Source organism: Pseudochrobactrum sp. AO18b (genome assembly GCF_000409565.1).
Taxonomy (GTDB): Bacteria; Pseudomonadota; Alphaproteobacteria; order Rhizobiales; family Rhizobiaceae; genus Pseudochrobactrum; species Pseudochrobactrum saccharolyticum.
In genome coordinates this window covers 1-24,821 of record NZ_ANNO01000223.1, presented here as the reverse complement: position 1 = coordinate 24,821, position 24,821 = coordinate 1, and the positions used below count along the sequence as shown (strand labels likewise).

Sequence of the window (24,821 nt, the reverse complement as noted above, 5' to 3'; positions counted from 1 at the left end):
TTTAGCTGCGACATGCTTTGGTGGGTTCTGACACCAAAGCAATCAGAACGGGATAAGGAAAAGAGCAGAATGAAAACACGTGTTTTTATGGCAGCTTTGGGCGTAACCTGTCTGGTATTGTCAGGCTGCACCAGCTATCGCCCTGCTCCTCCGGCATTCCACGAAGCGCTGAACCAGCCTTATATTCTCGGTTCCGGCGACCGTCTGCGCATCACCGTTTTTGAACAGACAGGTTTAAGCAATACATATTCCGTTGACCAGTCCGGCTATATTGCCTTCCCGCTGATCGGCAGCGTGCCTGCACGTGGCAAAACAGTAAAACAGCTAGAAGCCACCATCGCTTCAAAACTGCGCGGCGGCTATATCCGCAATCCTGACGTCAGCGTGGAAATCGACCGCTACCGTCCTGTCTTCATCATGGGTGAAGTCGGCGGCGCCGGACAATATTCTTACGTACCGGGCATGACTGCACAAACGGCTATTGCAGCTTCCGGCGGCTTTACACCGCGCGCCAATCAGGAAAGCGTGGACATTACCCGCCAGATCAACGGCAAAATCTTTACCGGACGGGTACGTATTACAGATCCTATCCTTCCAGGCGATACAATCTATGTCCGTGAACGGTTATTCTGATCATCACGGACAGACCAGAATTCATCCTTCCTGAGACGAGGCTGTTGTGAAGCAAAAATCTTTGCGGATTATCCATTGCTTCCGTTCCCCTATAGGCGGTGTGTTTCGCCATATACGCGATCTGGCTGCCATGCAGAATGCAGCCGGTCATCAGGTCGGTGTGATTTGCGAATTATGCGAAGACGGCGCACTTGAACAACAGCAATTTGCTGCCATGCTGCCCGATCTGGCACTCGGCCTGCACCGTATTCCCATCAGCCGCAAAATAGGCCTCAGCGACATCGGCGCTATTTTAAGCACGCGCAAAATATTGAAGCAGTTGCAGCCGGATATTGTACACGGACATGGTGCAAAAGGCGGGACTTATGCCCGTCTCGGCACAATAGGCATCCATAAAAGTCAGGCTCAGCGCCCGCACAAATTTTACTCTCCTCATGGTGGCAGCCTGCATTTTGATCCGGCAACCCTTGCCGGTAAAATCATGTTCACGGCAGAGCGCCTGCAAGAACGGATCACCGATGGCCTGATCTTTGTCTCGGCCTATGAGGAAAACACCTATCAGGAAAAAGTCGGAAATCCGCGCTGCGCGCATATTGTGATCCGCAACGGTATCAGCAAAGATGAATTTGCACCGGTTACACCGGAAGCAGATGCCGCCGACTTTCTGTTTACCGGCATGATGCGCGACCTGAAAGGACCGGATTTATTTATCCGCGCGCTGGCTGAGCTGAACAAGGTAGCAAGAGCCAGCAACCGGCCTCTTGCCACCGGTGCCATGGTCGGAGACGGGCCGCAGAAGCAGAATTATCAGGCTCTTGCTGCGCAACTCGGACTGGAAAACCACATATGTTTTTATCCGGCAATGCCGGTGCGTGAAGCACTCAAACACGGGCAAATCTTTGTGTTGCCTTCACGAGCGGAATCTCTGCCATATATTGCACTGGAAATTCTGGCCGCACAGCGCAGCATCATCGCCACAGATGTTGGCGGTCTTGCTGAAATATTCGGCACAGACAGCAATGCCCTTTGCAAACCTGACGCCGGTGCCATCGCCGCAAAAATGTGCGAAGCCCTGACCTTCCCGGCCAATTATCAGCAAACCATGCCTGATCCGCTGCTGCTGCGCTCACGCTTCAGCCGGGAAAATATGGCTCATGCAGTTGAACAATTCTATCGCATCAACTAAATTACATACAAGCACTATGTAAAGCTTCCTTGTTTCATTAAAATACAAATATCATTCGTTTAATTTTACTGTAATAAAGCAATATTGCGGATATTTACTATCCGGCAACCACAATACGTAAAAAGCCCGTATAGCGGCCTAAACTGCGCATTCTCTTAAAAAAAATAAGAAAATAGCAACCCTCATCACGGATAGATTGCTTATATTTTCTTGTGAGCAAAATTTTAATATGCCGGTGCACCCATGAGTGAGAAAAAACATAAAGGAAGTTTCGACAGGAAGGCGCTGCAAAAGCAGCATGACTCCGGCGCAGCCTCCACACCTGCTGAAAAAGTTGAATTGAGCCCGCTGGCCATGAAAGTGGCTGCTCAATACAAGAATGAAAGTATTTCACCCGCTCTGTTCACAGGGCTTATGCGCATATGGGAATTTGCTGTTGTCGCCCTGTGCGGCATCGCTGTCTATCTCAGCTATGTCGGCGCTGAAAGCATCCATATGCTGGAATATTTGTTTGCAAATATTCTTGCTGCCGCGCTCTATGTTATTTTCGCCCAGTTCAGCTCAGGCTATCGCCCTTCTGTGCTGCGCAAGCCGTTTCGCTATCTCGGCCGGCTGATTATCTGCTGGGCCGGCGTTTTTGCTGTTCTGGCTATTGTGGCTTTCCTGCTGAAAATTTCTGCGGTTTATTCCCGCATCTGGTTTGCCGGATTTGTGATTTCCGGTTTTATCGCCCTCACAATATCGCGCTTTCTCGCAGCCAAACTGATGCGTATTCTCGCCCGCAGCGGTCGTATGGAGCGACGCGCAGTTATTGTCGGCGGCGGTCAGAATGCGGAAGATCTTATTCTTGAACTCAACAAACAACCGGATAATGACATCCGTATCTGCGGTATTTTTGATGATCGCGGCGACCGCCGTTCTCCGCCGATTGTTGCCGGTTATCCGAAACTCGGCAATATTTCCGAGCTGATTGAGTTTGCCCGTGTTGCCCGCATTGATATGCTGATCGTTTCTCTGCCGATCTCAGCAGAAGAACGGGTTTTGACACTGATGCAAAAGCTTTGGGTATTACCGGTCGATATCCGGCTTTCTGCCCATGCTGCCAATATGCGTCTGCGCCCGCGTGCTTATTCCTATATCGGCTCGGTACCGATGCTGGATATTCTCGACAAGCCGATCAACGACTGGGATGCGATTGCCAAGCGCTTGTTTGATATTGTCTTCAGCCTGTTCGGAATTGTGCTGTTCTCACCGGTCATGCTAGCGACGGCTATTGCAATCAAGCTCGACAGCAAAGGCCCTGTAATCTTCAAACAGAAACGGCACGGCTTTAATAATGAAGTGATCAATGTCTGGAAATTCCGCTCGATGTATAGCGACCAGTGCGATCCGACTGCAAAACTGGCCGTCACCAAGAATGACAGCCGTGTTACCCGTGTCGGCCGCTTTATCCGCAAAACTTCGATTGATGAATTGCCGCAATTTTTCAATTCCTTAGGCGGCAGTCTTTCACTTGTCGGCCCTCGCCCGCATGCGATCAGCGCCAATTCCAACAACATGCTCTATAATGATGTGGTTGACGGTTATTTTGCCCGCCACAAAGTTAAACCGGGCGTAACCGGCTGGGCGCAGATTAATGGCTGGCGCGGCGAAATCGACAAGCCTGAGAAAATCGTCATGCGTACGGAATATGATCTCAATTATATTGAGAACTGGTCATTGCTGTTCGACCTGAAAATCCTGTTCCTGACCCCAGTGCGCCTGCTGAACACGGAAAACGCCTATTGAGCTATCCGTCCCAACCTGTGCCCCGAACTGTGCCCCGATCTGTGCAAGCGTCATCCGCATCAGATGCAGCATTCCATGCATTGGCGGAGCGCGGACAGCGACAAGCTGCAATGCAATGGATTGCGCGGCTGTCACTGGCAACAGGTGTCTTTTTCAGCGGCTTCGTTCTCTTCGAACCGGGGCCTTATGAAATACTGATGCTGGTGCTCATTAGCCTGTGGCTGTTATTCGGCCTCAGGCTGAGTGTTAACTCACTGGCATTGCTGCTCCTGCTCACCTTGTTCAATATTGGCGGTGTGCTTTCAATTTTTCAGATGGCTGATCTGAAAAAGGCACCGCTTTACATTGCCGTGTCATATTTTCTGGCCTTGACCAGTGTGTTTTTCGCCGCTGTCACCGAAAGCGACTGGCGCAGATTGCAACCGCTTTTCACCGGTTATCTGGCGGCTGCCGTCATTACAGGGATGCTGGGTATCGGCGGTTATCTCAACCTGATACCTGCGGCGGATCTGTTTACGCTTTATGGCCGTGCCAAAGGTGCATTTCAGGATCCGAATGTCTTCGGCCCTTTTCTGATCCTGCCTATCAACTGGTGCATCTATCAGGTTCTGACCCGCCCTTTTCAGAAAAGCCTGCTCTATTGGGCATTATTTCTGGTGCTGACACTTGCGGTATTGCTGTCCTTCTCCCGCGCTGCATGGGGCATGTATGCCGTATCCTTAGTGCTCATTCCGGCTCTGTTGTTTATCGGCAGCAAGAACCAGCGCTTTCGCGGCAAGATCATGCTGATCAGCATTGCGGCGATTATTGTTCTTGCCCTTGTATTGCTGATTGCCTTGCAGTTCCCGCAGATCAGTGAGGTATTTTTCCAGCGTGCGCGCCTTGAACAGGATTATGACAGCGCCCGTACGGGACGTTTTGCACGGCATTGGCTGGGTTTTCTTCTGTCCATGGAAAAACCCTTCGGCATTGGTCCGCTGGAATTCGGCCCCATGTTCGGAGAGGATACCCATAATATCTGGCTGAAAGCCTTGCTGGATTATGGCTGGCTCGGCTTTCTGTCTTTCATCATCCTGACAATGCTTACGCTGGGTTTCGGCTTCAGGCTGATGCTGCGTGAGCGGCCATGGCAACCTTATCTGCTCTGCGCCTATGTGGCATTTATCGGCCATATACTGATCGGCAATGTGATCGATATCGATCACTGGCGGCATTTCTATCTGATCGTCGGTATTATCTGGGGTTGTGCAGGGCTTGAACAACGCTATCAGCAACAGGCACGGCATCATCTTACTTCAGAACCACGCCCCTATAGCAACGCACGCATTGCAAGACCGGTTTAATTTCTGCGGAACCAAAACACCGGCACCGGCGTTACATCCCTGTAAGCAAATCAAGACAATCAGGGAGAGTAAAGATGTTAAGAGCCGGTATTTTGTGGATGATGGGTGTTCCGTTTTTTGTCGTAGTCCTGATCTGGTATTTCTTCTTCTGATCCGCAGCAGAGATCAGGCAAAAGTCACCTGATCGCGGCCGGTCGCTTTACTGCTGTAAAGTGACACGTCAGCCCGTCGGTAAAGGCTTTCAAAGTCTTCATTCCTTTCAAGCTCCGCAACGCCGACACTGATTGTGAGAACAGTTGAGACCTGTGAGCCTTCATGCTCGATTTTCAGTGCAGCTATCTGCGTGCGCAGTTTTTCCAGAAACTGTCTGGCTTGTTCCGTTGTACAATCATAAAAGAACAGTGCGAATTCCTCACCGCCAATTCTCGCCGCCATATCCTCGCTACGACGCAGCGTAGCACTGATTGTACCGGCAACATGTTTCAGAGCTTCATCCCCCGCAGCATGACCGTAAATATCATTATACAGTTTGAAATGATCCACATCGATCATTGCAAAACACATGGGTTTACCCTGTGAACGCCCCCTGCTCATCATGGTCTCAACATGTTGGGAAAACAGACGGCGATTTGCCAGACCGGTCAGCGAATCCGTGTCGCGTTCTTTGCGCAACTCTGCAATCATATCCATAAATGTCACGGCCAGCAGTCCGATACCGGTCACGACACCGATCACAGAAATGGTGAATTGCAGCACCAGCCAGAACGAACCGGCAGAAAATTCGATGACAGGTGATGTCATCATTCTTTCCGCAGTCAGAATTGTGCGCGGAAAGAAATGCAGACCAAGCCCCAATATCAGCCAGAATAGTAATTTATCACCGGAATTCCCGCGCAGTAAAAAGCGTGCCTGCAGGGCTGTGGCCAGAAAAATCGTCCCCACCCCCAGATTGATAATGTAGATCCGGTAAAACAGATTTCTCTCGATGTAAAAATAATAAATCGTTCCGCCGACAATAGAGATCAGAAACAAAGGATAGAACCAATAAGGCAGCTGTCTGCCTGACCTGACTAAAATGCCATGGGAAAAGAACAGAACACCTGCAACATATAGAGTTGCGGACAATACTGCATTCTGCCCGATATCTGCCGGTGTAAATGTAACCTGAGCTAAAACACCGATTGAAACCAGCAGAAAGGCACAGCCGAACAGCCCGAGATGCGGCCGTGTCCGCTCAAGGAACCACACACCGAAAAACATCAGCGAAAATAAAAAGAAGAAAACCGGCGGCAGATAAATCATAGCAAAGCAGTTTTCTTTTTCTCTGAGCCGGAAAACTGACCGGATTTACCCATCCCACATCCTCACGACCACATGCGCCTGTATTTCAGAATGCACTCCCGCATGCCGGTCTTTATGTTTCTGATAATTATTTTAACGGCTTTCATCAAGCAACATAAAATTTATTTTATGCAAAACAGTATCTGCATGTCTTTCAATGCAAGGATCACTGTCTTTACGGGAACCAAAACGCACCCTGAACGTTTTCTTTCATAGCAGATATTTAACGCTGCATTTGTCTGCGCCTTAAATTCCGGCAGACAAAGACCATCTTTTTACTATGTGCCGAACGTCAATAATGAGGGAAATACCATGGAAGATGCTCAGATAGGCTGGATTGCAGCTATTATCATCGGTGGTCTGGCCGGTTGGCTGGCCGAAATGTTCATGAAAAGTGACCACGGCGTTTTCATGAATATTATTCTGGGTATTATCGGCGCTGCTGTCGCCAATGCCCTGCTCGGCATGTTCGGCGTGGTTCTCGGAGGCTGGCTCGGCTACCTGATCGCCGGTTTTATCGGGGCATGTATTCTGATTGCAGCGGGGCGCATGATCCGGCGATAACTCCCACGCCTTTGTAAGCGCCTATTCCACAGTCAAGATAACGGAGAATGAAAATGGCAGAGAATGCTGACAATGCCCGTCAGGCAATGGAAGAACAGATTGCAGAACTGCGCGCGCAGATTGATGCGATGAGCAAATCTTTGAAACAACGCGGCGAGGAAGCTGCAGAAGAAGCCCGCACCCGCCTGAACCGTGCAGCCTCAACCATCAAAGAACAGGGACAGGCAACCGTATCTGTCATCCGTGAAAATCCGGGCACCGCAACAACCATTCTGAGCACAGCCGGTATTGCCGGTTTCGTGCTCGGTTTTCTGGTTGCCAGCTGCCGGAATGACACGCGCTGGTAACAGCCGCAACGCTCCCTGCGAGTTCAATAAAACAGCGCCGGAAATTCCGGCGCTGTTTTGATATTCAGGAAGCCGCGCCGTCACCGCGGCAGCTATTGAATATATCCATATCCTTGTCATAGACGGTCGTCTTCACATTCATCAAGCCCAGCACCGTATGGAACAGATTATCATGGGATGCCGGATGATCACTCAGCGTCTTCAGACAAGCCTGCTTCAAATCATTCTCTTTCAGAAAATCCGGTGAAAACCAGCTGATAAACGGAATCGTCGTCTGCTCCCGCGGCGCGATGAAATAAGGCATGGCATGAAGATACAGCCCTTTCTCGCCAAGGGATTCACCATGATCGGACATATAGATCATCGAAGAAGCAAACTCGCTTTCTCTCGATTTCAGCAGGTCAATGATTTCCGCTAATATTTTATCGGTGTAAGCGATTGTATTATCATAGGCATTTACAATTTCCTGCTGAGTGCAGTCAGCAAAATTTGACGTGCGGCAGGCAGGTTTGAAGACTTCCTGCTCCGGCGGATAGCGCCGGTAATAGGCAGGCCCATGACTGCCGAGCATATGCAGCACAACAACCGTGTTAGTCTTAAAACTATCGAAACGGGATGCCAGCGTGTCTACCAGCACCTGATCGTAACACTCACCGCCTGCACAATTCGGATTACCTTCCTGCAACTGGCTCATATCAATTGTTTCAATACGATCGGCCACACGCTTACTGCCGGTGTTATTTTCAACCCACAAAGGCTGAATACCGGCATGTTTCAGCACATCCAGCAGATTTTCAGACTGGCGGAATTTCTTGCTGCTATATTCCGTACGCGGGAACGGGGAAAACATGCATGGCACAGAAACAGATGTCTCTGTTCCGCAACTGCTGACATCGGTGAAGTTCAGTACATCGCGCTCACGCAGCATCGGATTTGTATTGCGGTAATAATTATTGAAACTGAAATTCTGTGCGCGTGCTGTTTCGCCAACCACAATCACCGTCAGACGCTTTTTGTTATTGCCCTCTTGATATGGCTTGGTTTGCACAGCATCCGTGCCAAGCGGCTGAGCAATATAAGTGCGCTCGTCATTGACCTTCACGAAATAACGGATGGTACTGCTGAGCGGTGCCAGCGGGTTGAGCCTGCCGGTGATTTCCGCCTTCTTTTCACGAAACATCGAAGAAAAAGTACCAAAATTTGTCAAAAGCAGAGCAACACCGGCAACCAAGCAGCCGCTGATCAGCAGCGTATTGACCCATAATTTTTGCACAAAAGGCCGGTGCCTGATCTCAACCCAAATGATCAGCAAAGACGGCAAACCGGCATAAAGCAGCATATTCGTTACAAAATGCGCATTCATCAGGTGACCGGATTCAGCCCTTGTGGTTGTCGCAGCATTTTCAATCATATTCGGCGTAATCAAAACGCCGAAATGATCAATAAAATATGCCGCGGATGCCGACACAGTAACAAAGAAAATCAATGCAGGCTTGATGAGATATGGCGCTGAAAATAAAACCAGCAAACAATAGGTCAATAAAAACAATGTTGCAGCGATAATGCCGGTGTTCAGAAAATCTCCTTTGAGATAATCTGCGATGAAAACAAAAGCTGCGCGGTTAAAAAATACAGTAATATAAATGGCTGTAATGAAGCATAATAGATTACTTGCAACAGAAATTCTTTTGAATTTCATAACTCACCTGTTCGACGTTTAAAAACGCACAGATTCAATATCTTCATCAAGAAACAACGCGTTTTTGAGCAAGCTACAATGCAGATCAAAACCAGCTGAGTAAGTATGCGCGTTTTTGAAATAATTTTTTACGAAAAGACAGAAATTACAATTACTTATCAAATTCAATCTTGAGATTTTCTCCCGAAGATTGAAGCGCCAGCTTCCGGGCGAAATTGTGACATTGCAATCAGGATAAGAATATATTCCGCTGCAATTCCTGTTTTACAAAGCAGCTTTCTGCCCCGGAATGCACCTCACTGAATTTCCCTGCCGCTTCAAAAAGTCTTGTTTCAACTTCCTGCAACTGAGCTATGATGGATTGAATAAAGTTCTATTTCTCAAACGCTTACGGTGCCCGCCAATATCTTCCCGACGGCACCGCAATCAGAAGGACAGACTTGTAATGATTACCGGCCCGCAATCTAAAGCTGCCCGCGCATTAATTGAACTCAGCCGTGAAAGACTGTCATCATTCTCAGGCATTGATATCCGTGTGATTGAGTTATTTGAACGTAAACTTGAAACACCGGACGAGACTGTCCTTGTAGCACTGCAAAAAGCGCTCGAAGATGCCGGAGCTGTGTTCATTCCGGAAAATGGCGGCGGTATCGGCGTCAGATTGAAATTTACACGATCCGAAGCACGGCGCCTCTCTACGCTGGAAAGCGAAGGCGGCATTGTTGCCTATGATGAAGTTCCTTAAGCGGAAACAACTGTCTGATTAAAGAAATCCGTCACGGGCAGAACAAAACAGAGGACATGTCTGTCTTTCTCTGTCCGTGAAAATGGGTTTTCGGCCTCGCGGGCGATCTGTTCAAAGGTAAAACAAACCGATAAAAGATCTTGCTGTTCGCACCATCTTTTTATCCCGTTCCGGCCTGCCAGAACGCTCAGCCCGTCACAATGATTGCATGCTGAGTGCGGCTGCCGCCGATCACACCGAGGCACATATGGCTGATTATCTCAAGCCGATCTTACTGCTTTGCGCATCCAATATCTTCATGACATTTGCCTGGTACGGGCATCTCAAATTTACAAACAAGCCGCTTTTGCTGGTCATTATTGTCAGCTGGCTGATTGCTTTTGCTGAATATTGCCTTGCGGTTCCGGCCAACAGAATGGGGCATGGCATCTATAGTGCGGCAGAGCTCAAAACCATTCAGGAGGTTATCACTCTCAGCGTATTTGCCGGATTTTCTGTGCTGTATCTGGGAGAAAGCATAACCATCAATCATATGATTGGTTTCGCATTTATCTGCCTTGGCGCTTTTTTTGTATTTAAAGGGCCATTTTAGAGATATACAGAATACTTCCCCTCCCTCAACAGAGAGTGACATGATGAAACTCAAAATTTCCGCAATCACTTTAATGAGTGTTCTTATTTCAGGTGCTGCATCCGCAGAAGAACTGACAGTTGAAGGCTCCGGTATTACACGTGATATTGCCTGTTCATCGAATGATATCGGCATTTATGGTGCAAAGAATATCATCAAACTGACCGGAAAATGCGATGATATTGTCATTCACGGCACCAATCATCAGGTTACATTTGAAGAAGCCGATGATGTCTCGGTGTCCGGCTCCGACAATAAAGTGACCGGTGGCCGTGTGAAAGACCTCTCTGTGGACGTGGCCAATCATGAAGTTACAGCCACATTACGTTCCAATGATAATGACAGAGCCGAACTTGAAGTTAGCGGCGCACAAAATGTGGTGAATGTTACCTTGGAAAGTGACACCAAAATCGAAGTGGGCGGTGTTGGCCATAAAATCAGCTGGTCTGTCGCATCAGGTGTTAAAGATCCGGCGATTTCAATTTACGGTGCCGATCACGAAGTTAAAAAAGCAAACTGATTTCGCCTGTAGTTTATAAAATGAATGAAGCCCCGAACGGGGCTTCATTCATTTGACGGGCAAATACCTGTTTTTACTTGGAAACGGCTTCCAGCCCTTTGAATTCTTTCACTTTGTCTTTTGCACCTGTCGTCAGGCCACTTCCCTGCTTTGCACAGATACGCTCAGCAAATGCAGCTGATGGCGCACTGCTGCCATCTCCGACAATAAACTGATAACCATTATCACACCGCACCCAATGAACTGTTCTGCCGGAGCTGTCTTTTTGAGAAATGTTTTTATAGGCGTAAGCTTCGGCTGCAGGAATAAGAACAATTGCAGATGTCATTACTACTTTAAGCAAATCTCTGATAAACATTGGTAGTCCTCCCTCTGTTGTTAATACTTCCTCCCCATCGGAGTATTTCAAAGGTAAACCGGTCGCAATGAATGTGTGATGAATAGGCCGTTCAGCAATATTGCATAGCAGAACTAAGAGCTGTTTCGCTGTAGTATGAAGCAAAACAAAGCTGTAAACCGGTCTTGAAACAATAAGCCGGTTACGCAGAAAAACACATTTAAATCATTAAAACATGGTCGGAGCGGCGGGATTCGAACCCACGACCCCTTGACCCCCAGTCAAGTGCGCTACCTGGCTGCGCTACGCTCCGAACACCTAAAAGCCCTAGAATAGAAAGGCTTTTTTGGCAAGGGATTAAAGCGTGGAAAGATATCACCTTCGCCAAAACGCAATATAACTTACCCAAAACGATTTAATTTTTTTAAAGTATTAAAAGGAATATGCTGAAATTTTATACTCTCATTTGCATGTTTAGCATTTTGCAACCATTGAATATTATGAGCCGTAGAAAGACAAAGATCACAGATTTAAATATACGATAATTATACACATATTTCACCGGAAACGCTGCCCCACACAGATGGGTTTCTTAAGGGAAAAATATCAACCCAAATATTAACTTATTACAGCGAATTTTTACAAAAAATACCTTATAAGCAATCATCTTGTTTAATATTACACTCAACGCCCCCCCAATTTTGAGAATAGCACTATGAATGCATTTTATTTCGTTATTGATGAAAATTTAGTAGAAGTCGTCAATGCACAAGCATATCACATTGCGAAAACTTGGGCATGCGACGTACATATTTTTATTGAAAAACAAAATAAAAATACGTCAAATATTGAAGTCAACTACAACAATAAAATTAAATACCATTACAATCTCCTAATGCAATTTCTACCTCAGAATCTGCCCAATAGTAGCAAATGGCCGCTTATTGTTTATCTCAGGCTATTCGCGCCCAGATTTTTAAAAAGTTACAATCGGGTTTTATACTTGGATGCCGATATTCTGAGCATTCGCGTAGCACAAAATATCTGGACAATACCACTTCCTTACGGTGTTGGTGCAGTGACTGACTACGGATCACTTCAAGTACCGCCAAGTCCTTTTGATAAGCTTTCACGCTCGGAATGGTTGCAACATATAGGTGTAACATCCTCCAGCTATCTAAATTCCGGCGTACTCTTAATTGACGTTTCCAAATGGGTACAAATTAACTTTACGGCCGAACTCAAAATGTATTTTGATAAATATCCTCATGCAGTTTGTTTTGACCAGGACTTTCTGGCCTCATTTTTAAACGGAAACTGGACAGACATCGGTCCAATATTCAACTATCAGGCCGTATTGCTTAACTCCGGTCTATCGAACGCTATTGCCCCTGTCTTTGTTCATTTCAGCCAACCAGAGAAACCATGGCATGGCTGGATCGAAAGCGGGAGCACAAATCTTGATCGCTATTTTGGCAAAATATACCGTGACTTATTGACAGAAATTAACATTGACCCTTCTTTACACGAGCGCGCAATCACAACCAAATTTGCCAAGAAGATCAAAACAAGGCTTCGAAAAGCACTGTCTGTTTTTGGATTGCGAAGCCAAAAAGAGAAAAATGCATTCTCACAAAATGAAGCTGATCGAAGAGTTTATATAAAAAACATCAAAGCAAACGGATTTGATATTTCACTCACTGAAACACTGGATGAAATCTATTTTGACGGAAGAAATATCCGATCAAAATTCACATTTCCCAAGGATATTTCTCGCCACAAATAGAATTACTGCACATCAACAATCATTCTTTTATCGACAGCCAAGCGTTTCAGTTTATACACTCCTCGTTTAAGCTCACGCAGCATTTTCTGACCTCCGGAAAGAGAGCCGCGTTTTTTCTGGATCAAGTTAACAACAGAACGATCTTCAATATTGCCACCCAAAGTTAAGGTTCCTGCGGATAAAACTTGTTCTTGTGCGCACACCGCCGGTACTAATTGAAAAATGATATTATTTGCAAAAACCTCACACCCTGGGTCAAATAAATAGTGATCCACAGGTGCCGGCATATAATTAACTGTCTCTTTTAACAGAGATACAGCCAAACGACGGGATATAATATAGCCGCCCGCCCCTGCATGAAAACCGACCATTTTCAGCAAGTGTCGATCACGTATCTGAAGTCTCCACCATCGTTTAAAATAGACCTTCGTTTTAAAGGTTTCGAGACGCAGTATATTCACATCAGCCGGAACCCAGTCAGAGTTTTTGAGAAATTCAGCTGCACTATCACTGAGGATAATATCGTCCTCGAAAATTGCGGCATATTTATCCGTACTGGCAACAAGAATTTCCCAGCATTTCCGATGGCTCATAAAGCATGCAAATTCAGAATTTGTCGGCTTTGGCCAATCTTTATGCAAAACAATATTGTCTAGTTCACTCTGAGACAAATCACGCGCATCAACGGCAGCTACACGTTCAAAATCAAGATTCAAGCGCCCAAATTGCTCATGACAATGTTTCAGCCTGTAGGGAGATCTATCCAGATTAATGACAAGATTTTTCATAGAATGGCTCACGTTACAATTCTGCTCCTTCTAAATTTTATTCTCAGCGGGGGCAAGACAATGAAGCCATTCCGCTTTCGACTGCCATCTCTTTCCTGAATTCAGACCTCAATAATCGCGCTTGACCGCAACCAAAAATAAGAACATTATAAGAACAAATAGAGGATTCTATAATGTCTCTCGCCGCACAAAACCCTGAAAAATATATCATTATGCCGTTTCGTAAGAATAATCAGAAACTTGTTGCGGCGGAAATGCGCCCTGCTTCCAGTGAGGCAGGTGCCATTAAGATTGCCACATCTATGTCCGGCCGGTTTATTGGTGTTGCGGCCTATGCTGTGATGGTGGATGAAGAAAGCGGCGATATGAACGCGCCGCGCCTGTTAGCAAGCTTTGGCGAAGTGCCTGATTTCAGTGATGATTAAAGCCTGATTTCCTGTTTATTACCCACCGGACATTCGCACTCTATGCAAGCTCATGCAGTAATATAACCGGCAAAGGATTCAGTATGCGCATTCTATTTCTTAAAATGATTGCAACAGCACTTTTGATGACAGGACTGAGTTCAGCATCATTGGCGGCCCTTGCACCGCAGTATCAGCGCGCAAATGAAATGAATGCTGTCATCTCTGCGGTTACCGAAACACTGTCTCCGCAACAAGCTGTCACCAAAGTCGTTTATCAGAGTGTAGACCAGTATTTGGTGGTCGCAGGCAATTGCTCAATCAAAGCAACTCTTATCACGCTTCCGGCAAAGGCCGGACTGGTAGGGCCAAGACAATTTAAAGTTCAGCTTGGAAAACAACGCTGTAAAAAATAAAGCCGTGCATCGAAGATCAGAACTGATGGATCAGATGAATATCATCCGGCTCCAGAGCATATAGTTTCTGATCCGGCTGTCCTATCGGATGGCCGCCCTGATGCAGATAAAACTCAACCGTATGCCGCGTTGAGGTTGAAGAAATATAGAACCCTTCCGCACCCTGCTCTTTGACAATTTGCATAGATTTCCGGTAGAGGCGCGAGGCTAATCCGCGCCCGCGCCAATCATGACTGACATGCAAAAAAGACAGCTGCCGATATTGCGGATAATCCGTAACCGGCCGCGCATCAACAACAGCCACCGCAACCAGTTTTCCTCCCGCAAAAGCACCGGTAAATGTGCCACCATGATCGTAACATTCCAGCAGGATCGGCGTATAGAGCTCAGGCTCCCCGTCCGGCCAGTCGCGCGTATCATAAAACTCTGAATGTAACTGCAAGCGGCCGTCAGTGAAACGGTAGACTTCCTGAACAATCTCGCGCCGCTCAATCTGCCAGACTGATACCACCTCGTCGCGTGTAAGCGGACGTATCTCTATAGTTTGCATTCAGACCTCGCTCTGTTGTCCTGCGAGCATTATTCCGCTGCAACTCTGGTATCAACCTTTACGATAACCGACATACCTGGCATCAGACGTTCGATCTGCTCCTGCCCGCCATCAATATCAATGCGAACCGGCAGCCGCTGCGTTACCTTGATAAAGTTCCCTGTCGCATTATCCGCCTTCAAAACACTGAATTCCGAGCCTGTTGCCGGAGAAAAGGCTTCGATATGACCGGTCATTTTCTCATGGTTTAATGCATCTACGGTGAATGTCACCGGCAGCCCGGCTTTCATGCCGTAAAACTGCGTCTCTTTAAAATTGGCAATGATCCACTTTTTATCAGGCACCAGATTAGTCAGCTGTGCACCAATATTGACATATTGCCCCGGCTTCGCTCCGATTTCCCCAAGTACACCATCCTGAGGCGCAATAATTTTTGTATTGCTCAGATCAATTCTGGCCAGATCAACTGCAGCTTCTGCATTTGTCACAGCCGCTTCGAGAGAATGCTTGCGAACAATGATGGATTGTACATCCTGTTTATTCACTTCCAGCGCAGCCTCAGCCTGACTGACAGCACCGCGCGCCTGTTCCAAAGCGGATAAGGACTGGTCTTCATTGCTCTGGGTCATCACCCCGCTTTTACGCAAAGGTGTCACGCGGTTATAATTCGCCTCGGCCACATTCAACGCCACTTTCGCACTGTTCAGCACTGCTTCGCCGGAGCGTGTCCGTGCCTCTGCGGCAAGACGATCCTGCTCAGAATTTGCCAAAGATGCTTTTTGCGTTTCCAGCATGGCCTCAGCCTGCTTCAGCTTCTGCACATAGATGCGGTCATCCAGCGCAAATAACACATCGCCTTTTTTCACACGCAGATAATCACGATCCGGCACTTGCTTTATATAACCTGCCAGCTGCGGACTGATAATTGTGACCTGCCCGCGGACATAGGCGTTTTCTGTCATCTGCACAGAGGAGCGAAATGGCGGTAGCTGCCAGGCATAAAGGATGAACAATACGCCGCAGAGACCAATAGCCAGAATAAACAATGTTGCCGAATTACGAAAAATCTTCTGCATTTCAGATACTCACAAATCAAAATCAACTTATGCGGGCTGCGCAATTGCGCGCCCGTGAATCAAGCGCCAAAGTTTCCCGATTACGGGGAAAACAGCGCGACGGATAATCAGAATGGCCAAAGTCAGCGCGGCGATAGCGGATACAAGCAGAAACAGATCATTATAGGATAGCACAGTTGCTTCCTTCATGATCTGCTGGCCAAGCAGCATCGCACCTTCAGCCTGAATATAGGCAGGATCAGTGATAACCTTCGATATGGCTGCTGATAGCTGCGAGATACGCAAGGTCACCAGAGGATCAGTCAGTACAATCTGGTCATAAAGCGCACGCATATGATGCTGCTGCCGCCATGTTACAAAGCTGCCGAAGACTGCGGAGCCAAACAGCCCGCCCACACTCTGCGTGAAAATGAAAATCACAATAAAGCTGGTGATATAAGCCGGTCCGTTTTTCAGTGCACTCATCAAGCCCGCCGCCATAGCAGGCGGCAAGAACAAGGCTCCGCCGAATGAAATCATCGCCTGACTGAGATACATCATTTCAGGACGGGTCAGATTATTGGCATGACCATCCATGAAGGCACCGGTCATAATCAATATCAGCGCAACTGCATAAATATAGGCCTCACGCCCCGGACGGATAACCATCGCGCAACTGATACCACCCATAAACGAGCTGATAATCAGAACCCAATAAAGGCCGGTGCTTTGCTCATTATAAATGCCGAGCGCCTGAAACATACCCGTGGCACCCGCTGTCTGCTCCGATAGCACCAGACGAAACACCAGCAACATGCCGGTAAAAGTCAGCGTCTGCCTGCTGGTCAGCCAGCGGATATTAATCAGCGGATTTTCACGGTTAAATTCAATCGCTGCGGCCAATGCCAGAGCAGCAAAAGCAACAGCAAGGCAGATGCCGATCCACGGCGCCTCAAGCCACCAATATAAACGACCGACAACCAGCATCATCGCCAGAAGCCCGAAACCGGTTGCAATCAGCGGATAGCTGATGAAATCCAGCTTTTCGAGCACTTTCTGATGCGGGATCGGTGTCAGCTTAAGTGTATAGACCGTCGCAAAACACAGCATCGCCAGACCGATTTCCAGCATATAAAGCTGCTGCCACAGACCGGCATCCAGCAATATAGGAGAAATAATGCGCGACAGCGGTGCACCAAGTGTCGTGCAGGTCAAAGCAAGACACAGCCCCCAGCTCATTTTCTTGCTCGGGGGAAATGCCTCAAGCATATAGAAAAAGCCGAGCGTCGACATCGGCGATGCTGCAGCCCCGGAAAAGAACCGCACAATCAATGCCGAGTTCAGGTCATGGATAAACCAGTGCAGTGATGTAACCACCACAAATGTCAGCAGCCCCAGTTCTGTGAAACGGCGCAAGCCGTATTGCGTGCGGATTTTCATCAGGAACAATGTCAGGCTGACATTCGGCGCCATATAAGCAGCAAGCAGCCATGTTGTTTCCGCAGTCGTAGCGCCAAGTCCGCCCTGTATTTGCGGAATATTGACTGCAACCATATTCAGACCAATGCCCTGTGTGATCCACATCAACAGAGATGCACACACAAAAGCAGCAGAAAGCAGAAACGGTTTTGCCGGTGGTACAGGCGGAGCCGCAGGAGCCTGCGGGGCATCAGATGCAGGAGCTTCCACCGCTTCCTCAACAAGTGCCGGTTTCACCGACTGTTGTGAGGCGGAAGGCACAGCTTCAGCTGTTGGCTTCTCAGCTTCCTGCACACCGGCATTTGCCGGATGCAGCACTGCATCAGCATCATCTCCGGCCTCTTTCGGCTCATCCTTTCCGGTCACTCTTATATCTGCCATGATGAAATCAGCTGATTGCTTCCATATTCTTCAAAATCACCCGCATAATGCGTAAGCCCTCATCCAGATCGGCCTCGCTCAGATCCTGAAGAATGCGGATGCGCAATTGCTCAGCGACAACGTGCAGCTCTTCCACCTGATCATGTGCCGCTTCGGTCAGAATGATGTGCTTGGCGCGTCTGTCGCCCTCCACGGCACGTCGCGTGACCAGCCCCTGCTTTTCCAGCCCGTCAATGAGGCGCACCAATGTCGGTGTCTCAATTTCCAATGCCGCAGCCAGTTCTGTCTGCGTCATGCATTTATGGGTTGAAAGCAAAAACAACGTGCGGGCACGGGACAATGTCATGTCGTGCTCTTTGGCGAATGCATCAAATAAAGTGCGCAGCTTGCGCCCCGCCACGGACATATCCGTGAGCAAATCAGCACGTTTCTGAACGATTGCAGGTTTCATGAGTACACACATAGGTAGGAGGCTAACAATTATTAAGCTATATAATTTAACTCCTGTTCAAATGCAATCCGCATGATTAAGCTAAACGAAAATTGCGTAGCCGGTTTCAAAATAGAGGACAGAGATGCAAGTCAGCTTCATTAAAACAGCCATTATTACTACCGGTCTTATATTCAGTGGTATGGGCACCGCCAATGCTGCGGAATCCGGAATTTACGGCAACTGGATTACAGAGCGCATTCAGGGGCATAAAGTGCATGCAAAAGTGCAATCCACCCTTGATATTGCGCAGGATGGCAAAATTTCCGGCAGTGGCGGCTGCAATCGCTATATGGGCGGCATGGAAATTAAAGGCGATAAAGTAAAAGTGCAGCCGGTTGGCGCAACACTGATGGCCTGCCCGCCGCCTATGATGCAGCAGGATTCCAAATTTCACGCCGCACTTAATCTGGTCACAAGCTGGAAACTCAGCAAAAACAAACTGATCCTGATTGATTCAAAAAATCGTGAAGTGCTTCGTCTGAAGCGTGCCTGAAACCCTAAAAACAAAACGGGGCGGTTTACACCACCCCGTTTTCCTAAAGTCAGAAACTATCTTTAGCGCACCTGATCGAGCAGGCGTTTGCATTCCAGCAAATCGAAAAGTGCTTCCTGCAACAAAGTGCGGTTGTCTTTATTCAGGCGTTTGGAATCAGCGCCCATCGGCCCCTCTTCATCACCGCGCAGCAGGCCGAATAATTTACGGCCGCCTGAAGACTGGCGCTGTTCTTCCGGATCATAATCATCAATCGCCGCATCCTGCGCAGCTGTCGCCTGCTTCTGACGCGTTATCGCCTCAACAGCAGCAACATCTCCATTGCCGAGCGCAATGATGAATTGTGCATTATTTTCACGCAGCAAACGCTGCACACCTTTGATTGTGTAGCCCTGATCATAGAGCAGATGACGGATGCCCTTAAGCAATTCCACATCCAGCGGACGGTAATAACGGCGTCCGCCGCCGCGTTTCATTGGCTTGATCTGGGTAAAGCGCGTCTCCCAGAAACGCAGCACATGTTGCGGCAAATCCAGATCTTCCGCCACCTCACTGATCGTCTTAAACGCATCAGGACTTTTATTCATGTACTGCCCCTTTCCGGTCGTAAAGGAGTATCACTCAAACGATACACAACTTGAATGAATCACATTTCCTGCAAAAACAAGGCATTCCGCATATAAACATATAAAAAACAGGCCTATCTCTGACAAAAAAGTCGAGAATCCGGTTCTGACCGCGGCACTTTGTTCGGCATTTATAATGATTCTTATTATCACTTACCATAATGCAAAAATCGCAGGCTGCATAATGCCTTAAGCGGAAAACCTATCAAGGTTAAAAATCCGTATATCTCACGGCACTGAGACAGGCCCTGATCCGCCATAATATGCGCAGAAAGTAAAACACCGGCCACATATGCAGCCGGTGCTTCAAAATCGGAAGCCTTTAAGTAAGGCAGATAATCAGGCCTTGGCCTTATTACCCTGACGGGCAAGATGCTGATCCAGAATACGCTGTTTCAGCACATTTGATGCTTTGAAGGTCATAACCCGACGCGGCAGAATTGGAACTTCCTCACCGGTTTTCGGATTACGGCCAATGCGCTCATTCTTGTCGCGGACCTGAAATGTTGCAAAAGATGAAAGCTTAACAGTTTCACCATTCACAATGGCATCACAGACTTCGTCAAGAATCATTTCAACAAGCGACGCAGATTCCGTACGTGAAAGCCCTACCTTGCGATAGACAGCTTCAGCCAGATCGGCACGCGTGACAGTCTTACCCCCCATGATGAACCTACTCGGCTAGCGTTAAAGGTGATAATATCTTGTATGTGCAACAGGTTACACAGATGCAACGCCGATGGTCAAGCAGACTTTTGTACCGTATGAAACTTCTTTTCAGTCAATAAGCCATTGAAATGCTGTTTGAGTGCCCTACCAGCGCAGCAAAACCGCACCCCAGGTAAAGCCGCCGCCCATTGCTTCGAGCAAAATAAGGTCGCCTTTTTTGATGCGCCCGTCTTTTACAGCACTCGCCAAAGCCAGCGGCACGGAAGCTGCTGATGTGTTGCCGTGCTGATCGACGGTGATCACAACCTTATGCTCGGCAATGTTCAGCTTCTTGGCAGAGGCATCAATAATGCGCTTATTGGCCTGATGCGGAACGAACCAGTCAATATCCTCAGCGCTCAGGCCGGTGGTTGCAAATGAGGCTTCGATCACATCTGTAATCATGCCCACTGCATGTTTGAAAACTTCACGGCCTTCCATACGCAGATGACCGACGGTCCCGGTTGTTGAAGGGCCGCCATCAACATAGAGTTTTTCTTTGTGGGAACCATCGGAACGCAGGTTCGCTGTCAGCACGCCACGATCAGAGGTCAGACCATTGCCCTCACCGGCTTCGAGAACCAGCGCACCCGCTCCGTCACCGAACAATACGCAGGTTGTGCGGTCTTTCCAGTCGAGAAGGCGCGAGAAAGTTTCAGCACCGATCACCAGCACGCGCTTGGCCATGCCGCTCTTGATATACATGTCAGCCGTTGTCACCGCATAGACGAAACCGCTGCACACAGCCTGCATATCAAAGGCAAAGCCGTGCTTCATGCCCAGCGCATTCTGAATTTCGACAGCACTGGCCGGAAATGTATGATTTGGTGTGGAGGTTGCCAGAATGATGAGATCAATATCATCCGCCGTCAGGCCGGCATTTTCCAGAGCAGCCTGTGCGGCTTTGGTGCCGAGAGATACGGTCGTTTCATTCTCCGCAGCAATATAACGCTGACGAATACCTGTACGCTGAACGATCCATTCGTCAGATGTTTCGACAACCCCTTCCAGCTCGGCGTTTTTTACAACGCGTTCCGGTGTGGCTGCACCAATGCCTTTAACGACGGATCTGATCATCAGTAATTTTCCTGTCTGACATATCGGGCATCTTGTCGGGGATCTGGCGCAAAGCAAGCCATCCGACGACACCGGATACATATATTGATATTGTGCATGCTCGTTCGGCGAGACACATGCGTGAATTTATCGCCGGATAATTGCAATATAGTGTCAGTCATTACAAATGCCTGAACGGAAAGCAATGACTGACAGAATAAAGCTTATATGGAAATCATATAAGGCGAATTTACGATAGAGCGATTTACATCCAGGTTGGATCACGGCGCTCGCTCTAGATTCTTTAGTTTGTCGCATTATCACTGCCGTCAAGTTGATCCAACTTGACTGTGAAATGCTTGACTATAAAGGATCAGGCCGGTTTTGCAGTTGCGTCTGTCGTATCGCCAGCCGCTTCAGCATCATCAGCTTTGTAATGGCTGTAGAATGTGGTCAGATCCGCCTCGATCTTTTGCATAAGACCATTGCGCACCATGTCATAGCCGACTTCAATCGCCGAGCAGAAACCGTCAACATTGGCGCCGCCATGACTTTTGATGACCACGCCATTGAGACCAAGAAACACCCCGCCATTGACCTTGTTCGGATCCATCTTTTCCTTCAGACGGTTAAACGCGCCTTTGGCAAAAATATAACCGATCTTCGCCATCCATGTGCGGCTCATTGCACCGCGCAGATAGGCAGAAATCTGCTTGGCTGTGCCTTCGGCGGTTTTCAGCGCGATATTGCCGGAGAAACCTTCCGTCACAACAACATCCACGGTGCCTTTGCCGATATCATCGCCTTCAACAAAGCCGTTATATTCAAAGCCCGGCAGCGGTGTTGCTTTCAAGGCAGCACCCGCTTCCTTGATTGCATCCAGCCCTTTGACTTCCTCAACACCAACATTGAGCAGACCGACAGTCGGACGCTTAATTTCAAACAGCGCGCGCGCCATACCGGCACCCATCACCGAATAATCAATCAGCTGACGGGCATCTGCACCAATACTCGCGCCCACATCCAGTACAATGCTTTCGCCACGCGTAGTCGGCCAGATCGCCGCAATCGCCGGACGTTCAATATTGGCCATCATACGCAGGCAGAATTTTGCCATTGCCATCAGCGCACCGGTATTGCCTGCAGATACGCAAACATCGGCTTCGCCGTTTTTCACTGCTTCAATCGCCTGCCACATCGTGGATTTGCCGCGACCATTGCGCAAAGCCTGACTAGGCTTATCGTCCATCTGCACCGCGGTTTCGCTGATATGCAGCACCGATACAGCTTTCAGTTTAGGAAATTTATCCAGAAAAGGTTCGACCTGGCCTGCCAAGCCATAAAAAACAAACCGGATGTCAGGATGACGCTCCAGTGCATTCGCCGCAGCGGGGATAACCACTTCAGGGCCAAAATCGCCCCCCATAGCGTCAATAGAAATTGTGACCACTTGATCGTCCTATACCGGTCCTCACAAAACCACACGGGTTTGCCATAAAGGCTGCCTGTCCGGCATGATTTAAATGTATATTCCGCGTCCGCAAAGCAAACGTGAATATCTTCGTCTTCTTCATCTGCGAAGTTGCAGCCCTATACAGCACTGCAACCCGCCCTGAATTTTGCAAAATAACTTTTTTGCCTGCGCGCACAACTTATTTTTAATTTTGGCACGCAGACAACATTCCGTGAAACGGCAGCTCCCACAGCATGTTTTTGAATATAAAGCACTTTACAGGCTTTGACTATTCAAATCACGCGGGGCATCCGCCGTTTGAAAACAGAATCTCAGTTTTTGTCACGCAGCTTGGCCAGACCGGCAAAAGGCGAATCCGGCTTGATGTCACTTGTGTCTTCATCTTCATCATCTTCGATGATTTCGACATAATCCGCCTCGGCTTTGCGAGGATAAGGATCAAGTGCCAGCTCAAAGAATTCCTCAGCCACAGCGCCGATATCAATACGGTCACCTTCAAAGGTTTCCGGCATATCCGGACCTTCGGCATCAATCAGCATTTCACCGCTTTCATCCAGACGGATGCGTGCAAGGCGGGAGTTTTCCGGTACGAAAACCGTATCCACTTCTTCACTGATCGTTGCATTGATCGGCTCAAGCGTCGCAACGCAAGCCTGCACGATCTGCGCTTCAATATGACCGCGCAGTTTAATGCCGTCTTTTTTCCACCGTGTAATCAGAAAATCCGCCGTGAATGAATCAACCGACAGCAATTCATGATTGGCAGCCAGAAGAGCGCGCTCTTTTTCATTGGCTTCGATCTTAACGGTCATGCCCTTAGGCGGCACATGCGCCACCGGCACCGGATGGCTTAAGCCCGCATTACCCGACCCGTTATGTTTAGTCATGATAAGTCCATTTCGTTTCAACGCCGGTGCAATACCGGCATTTATATTTGTATTATTTATGCAAAGCTGAAGCTTGCTTCAAGGAAGCTGCTGTCCGGCTGCTCACGTAAATGCGTATAAACCTGCATCACATAAGCGGCCATTGCCTCACTATGCTCCCATTCTTTACCGGCCTCGGTCAGATCAGGACGCACATTACGGCCGAGAGCGACAGCCAATGCCGCGCTGTCATTCTTGTCGATTGCCTCAGCATAGCTCAGTACACGGCCATAATACATGCGCGCCAGTTTTTTCATGCGCTTCGGCACGCCCTGATCGCCGATACCAAGCTCACGCAGGGAATGGTCGACATCTTTGAAGAACTCTTCGGCAATGTCCTGCGTCAGTTCTTTCAGTGCCGGATCTTCAGATTTCAGCCGGTGCATCAGCAAAAACACATGTAAAGACAGCATTTCATAGCGGCCGATCGGCGTATCGGGCACAAGAAACTCCGCGTAAAAGCGTTTTTGTCGTGCTGCCGCCACGATTTTCTCATAAGCAGACAGTGTAATTGCTTCATTTACTCGGGATTTGCGTCTTAATAAATTAAGAATCATCATTTAACGCCCATGCTTTTGTTGCATCCGGATGCAAGGTGGTTTACCCAAGTTCATCTGGATACGGAAGTACCGTTGGGATAATGGTTATGGAGATGTCGTCGTTGCAGCGTATTTTCGCACAAAACCGCAGCAGAAGCTTGCTCATTACAGGCGCAGCCGTGCTTTTTTCGCTCGGGCTTGCCGGTTGCAATACCGCAAGCACGCTCAATCCTTCAGAAACTTTGACTGAAGGTTACGTCCTTGATGAACAGGCACTTGATTCTGTTCCTGTCGGTTCCAGCCGTGAGCAGGTTCTGCTGACGCTCGGCACCCCGTCAACAACTGCTACATTTGATAATGAAGTCTTCTACTATATTTCGCAGAAGCGTTATCGTGTTGCGCAGTTCATGGCGCCTAAAATCATCGACCGCCGCATTCTTGCTGTTTACTTCAACAAGGATGGTAAAGTCTCTCAGATCGCCCATTATGGTCTGCAGGATGGTAAAGTCTTCG

Annotated in this window: 28 protein-coding genes and 1 tRNA gene; 14 read left to right on the top strand and 15 right to left on the bottom strand. The window is 48.2% G+C overall.

The annotated features are described in order from the left end of the window. Positions 1-69 precede the first annotated feature (69 nt). The 4 genes from A918_RS0109265 (at position 70) to A918_RS0109250 (ending at position 4,950) form a co-directional block, all read left to right on the top strand. On the top strand, positions 70-633 hold the full coding sequence (locus tag A918_RS0109265) for a polysaccharide biosynthesis/export family protein (protein ID WP_022710793.1): 564 nt from the start codon (positions 70-72) through the stop codon (positions 631-633). A gap of 46 nt (positions 634-679) precedes the next feature. After that, positions 680-1,819, top strand: a complete 1,140-nt coding sequence (locus tag A918_RS0109260; protein ID WP_245257310.1) for a glycosyltransferase — start codon at positions 680-682, stop codon at positions 1,817-1,819. Between the two features lie 243 nt (positions 1,820-2,062). Then, a complete protein-coding gene (locus tag A918_RS0109255) occupies positions 2,063-3,607 on the top strand; it encodes an undecaprenyl-phosphate glucose phosphotransferase (protein WP_022710792.1) in 1,545 nt (514 codons plus the stop codon). A 41-nt stretch (positions 3,608-3,648) separates the two neighbouring features. Continuing rightward, complete coding sequence (locus tag A918_RS0109250) at positions 3,649-4,950, top strand: O-antigen ligase (protein WP_033316010.1); 1,302 nt, start codon at positions 3,649-3,651, stop codon at positions 4,948-4,950. Positions 4,951-5,115: 165 nt separating this feature from the next. Here the strand turns inward: A918_RS0109250 and A918_RS20040 are convergent, their stop codons facing one another. Next, a complete protein-coding gene (locus tag A918_RS20040; protein ID WP_022710790.1) occupies positions 5,116-6,252 on the bottom strand; it encodes a GGDEF domain-containing protein in 1,137 nt (378 codons plus the stop codon). A gap of 351 nt (positions 6,253-6,603) precedes the next feature. Between A918_RS20040 and A918_RS0109235 the strand changes: the two genes are divergently transcribed. Then, positions 6,604-6,855, top strand: a complete 252-nt coding sequence (locus A918_RS0109235) for a GlsB/YeaQ/YmgE family stress response membrane protein (protein ID WP_022710788.1) — start codon at positions 6,604-6,606, stop codon at positions 6,853-6,855. Between the two features lie 53 nt (positions 6,856-6,908). Then, positions 6,909-7,202: a hypothetical protein gene (locus A918_RS0109230; RefSeq protein WP_022710787.1), complete on the top strand. Its 294-nt coding sequence runs from the start codon at positions 6,909-6,911 to the stop codon at positions 7,200-7,202. 64 nt (positions 7,203-7,266) lie between these two features. On the opposite strand, the gene A918_RS0109225 is transcribed toward A918_RS0109230, so the two are convergent. Then, positions 7,267-8,901, bottom strand: a complete 1,635-nt coding sequence (locus A918_RS0109225) for a phosphoethanolamine transferase (protein ID WP_022710786.1) — start codon at positions 8,899-8,901, stop codon at positions 7,267-7,269. A gap of 445 nt (positions 8,902-9,346) precedes the next feature. Here A918_RS0109225 and A918_RS0109220 point away from each other — a divergent pair, with 445 nt between their 5' ends. From A918_RS0109220 to A918_RS0109210, 3 genes are all read left to right on the top strand, one after another. After that, entirely contained in the window at positions 9,347-9,646 is a 300-nt protein-coding gene (locus A918_RS0109220) for a hypothetical protein (RefSeq protein ID WP_022710785.1), read from the top strand. Between the two features lie 247 nt (positions 9,647-9,893). Further along, entirely contained in the window at positions 9,894-10,238 is a 345-nt protein-coding gene (locus tag A918_RS0109215; RefSeq protein WP_028233603.1) for a DMT family protein, read from the top strand. 40 nt (positions 10,239-10,278) lie between these two features. Beyond that, positions 10,279-10,797, top strand: coding sequence for a DUF3060 domain-containing protein (locus tag A918_RS0109210; RefSeq protein ID WP_022710783.1), 519 nt, complete (start codon positions 10,279-10,281; stop codon positions 10,795-10,797). A 73-nt stretch (positions 10,798-10,870) separates the two neighbouring features. On the opposite strand, the gene A918_RS0109205 is transcribed toward A918_RS0109210, so the two are convergent. Both A918_RS0109205 and A918_RS0109200 read right to left on the bottom strand, forming a co-directional pair. After that, the gene (locus A918_RS0109205) at positions 10,871-11,155 is read right to left on the bottom strand and encodes a hypothetical protein (protein ID WP_022710782.1); all 285 of its coding nucleotides are present in this window, start codon (positions 11,153-11,155) and stop codon (positions 10,871-10,873) included. 215 nt (positions 11,156-11,370) lie between these two features. After that, positions 11,371-11,447 (bottom strand) — tRNA-Pro (locus A918_RS0109200). Positions 11,448-11,849: 402 nt separating this feature from the next. Between A918_RS0109200 and A918_RS0109195 the strand changes: the two genes are divergently transcribed. After that, positions 11,850-12,920 carry a glycosyltransferase gene (locus A918_RS0109195; RefSeq protein WP_022710781.1) on the top strand — a complete coding sequence of 357 codons (1,071 nt, stop codon included), beginning with the start codon at positions 11,850-11,852 and terminating at the stop codon, positions 12,918-12,920. Positions 12,921-12,922: 2 nt separating this feature from the next. Here A918_RS0109195 and A918_RS20035 read toward each other — a convergent pair whose 3' ends face one another. Continuing rightward, positions 12,923-13,708: a glycosyltransferase family 25 protein gene (locus A918_RS20035; RefSeq protein ID WP_022710780.1), complete on the bottom strand. Its 786-nt coding sequence runs from the start codon at positions 13,706-13,708 to the stop codon at positions 12,923-12,925. A 173-nt stretch (positions 13,709-13,881) separates the two neighbouring features. Here A918_RS20035 and A918_RS0109185 point away from each other — a divergent pair, with 173 nt between their 5' ends. Both A918_RS0109185 and A918_RS0109180 read left to right on the top strand, forming a co-directional pair. Then, positions 13,882-14,133, top strand: coding sequence for a hypothetical protein (locus A918_RS0109185; RefSeq protein WP_022710779.1), 252 nt, complete (start codon positions 13,882-13,884; stop codon positions 14,131-14,133). 83 nt (positions 14,134-14,216) lie between these two features. Next, the gene (locus A918_RS0109180) at positions 14,217-14,528 is read left to right on the top strand and encodes a hypothetical protein (RefSeq protein ID WP_022710778.1); all 312 of its coding nucleotides are present in this window, start codon (positions 14,217-14,219) and stop codon (positions 14,526-14,528) included. Positions 14,529-14,544: 16 nt separating this feature from the next. On the opposite strand, the gene A918_RS0109175 is transcribed toward A918_RS0109180, so the two are convergent. From A918_RS0109175 to A918_RS0109160, 4 genes are all read right to left on the bottom strand, one after another. Continuing rightward, positions 14,545-15,078 carry a GNAT family N-acetyltransferase gene (locus A918_RS0109175; RefSeq protein ID WP_022710777.1) on the bottom strand — a complete coding sequence of 178 codons (534 nt, stop codon included), beginning with the start codon at positions 15,076-15,078 and terminating at the stop codon, positions 14,545-14,547. Between the two features lie 29 nt (positions 15,079-15,107). Then, positions 15,108-16,154 (bottom strand): HlyD family secretion protein, encoded by a 1,047-nt coding sequence (locus A918_RS0109170; RefSeq protein WP_022710776.1) that lies wholly within the window; start codon positions 16,152-16,154, stop codon positions 15,108-15,110. A gap of 27 nt (positions 16,155-16,181) precedes the next feature. Next, positions 16,182-17,717: an MFS transporter gene (locus A918_RS20030; protein ID WP_156831416.1), complete on the bottom strand. Its 1,536-nt coding sequence runs from the start codon at positions 17,715-17,717 to the stop codon at positions 16,182-16,184. A gap of 283 nt (positions 17,718-18,000) precedes the next feature. After that, a complete protein-coding gene (locus A918_RS0109160) occupies positions 18,001-18,444 on the bottom strand; it encodes a MarR family winged helix-turn-helix transcriptional regulator (RefSeq protein ID WP_033316009.1) in 444 nt (147 codons plus the stop codon). Positions 18,445-18,568: 124 nt separating this feature from the next. On the opposite strand from A918_RS0109160, the gene A918_RS20025 reads away from it, so the two are divergent. After that, on the top strand, positions 18,569-18,979 hold the full coding sequence (locus A918_RS20025; RefSeq protein ID WP_022710775.1) for an META domain-containing protein: 411 nt from the start codon (positions 18,569-18,571) through the stop codon (positions 18,977-18,979). 62 nt (positions 18,980-19,041) lie between these two features. Here the strand turns inward: A918_RS20025 and A918_RS0109150 are convergent, their stop codons facing one another. From A918_RS0109150 to A918_RS0109125, 6 genes are all read right to left on the bottom strand, one after another. Beyond that, the gene (locus A918_RS0109150) at positions 19,042-19,566 is read right to left on the bottom strand and encodes a MerR family transcriptional regulator (RefSeq protein ID WP_022710774.1); all 525 of its coding nucleotides are present in this window, start codon (positions 19,564-19,566) and stop codon (positions 19,042-19,044) included. Between the two features lie 378 nt (positions 19,567-19,944). Beyond that, entirely contained in the window at positions 19,945-20,271 is a 327-nt protein-coding gene (locus tag A918_RS0109145; protein ID WP_022710773.1) for an integration host factor subunit alpha, read from the bottom strand. Between the two features lie 147 nt (positions 20,272-20,418). Further along, positions 20,419-21,390, bottom strand: a complete 972-nt coding sequence (locus A918_RS0109140) for a beta-ketoacyl-ACP synthase III (protein ID WP_022710772.1) — start codon at positions 21,388-21,390, stop codon at positions 20,419-20,421. Positions 21,391-21,742: 352 nt separating this feature from the next. Continuing rightward, on the bottom strand, positions 21,743-22,819 hold the full coding sequence (gene plsX / locus A918_RS20020) for a phosphate acyltransferase PlsX (protein ID WP_022710771.1): 1,077 nt from the start codon (positions 22,817-22,819) through the stop codon (positions 21,743-21,745). A gap of 335 nt (positions 22,820-23,154) precedes the next feature. Then, positions 23,155-23,730 (bottom strand): DUF177 domain-containing protein, encoded by a 576-nt coding sequence (locus A918_RS0109130; RefSeq protein ID WP_022710770.1) that lies wholly within the window; start codon positions 23,728-23,730, stop codon positions 23,155-23,157. Between the two features lie 56 nt (positions 23,731-23,786). Further along, positions 23,787-24,326, bottom strand: coding sequence for a ubiquinol-cytochrome C chaperone family protein (locus A918_RS0109125; RefSeq protein WP_028233600.1), 540 nt, complete (start codon positions 24,324-24,326; stop codon positions 23,787-23,789). Positions 24,327-24,415: 89 nt separating this feature from the next. Here A918_RS0109125 and A918_RS0109120 point away from each other — a divergent pair. Beyond that, positions 24,416-24,821, top strand: a 406-nt coding sequence (locus A918_RS0109120) for an outer membrane protein assembly factor BamE (RefSeq protein WP_033316011.1), incomplete at its 3' end; no start/stop codon positions are given.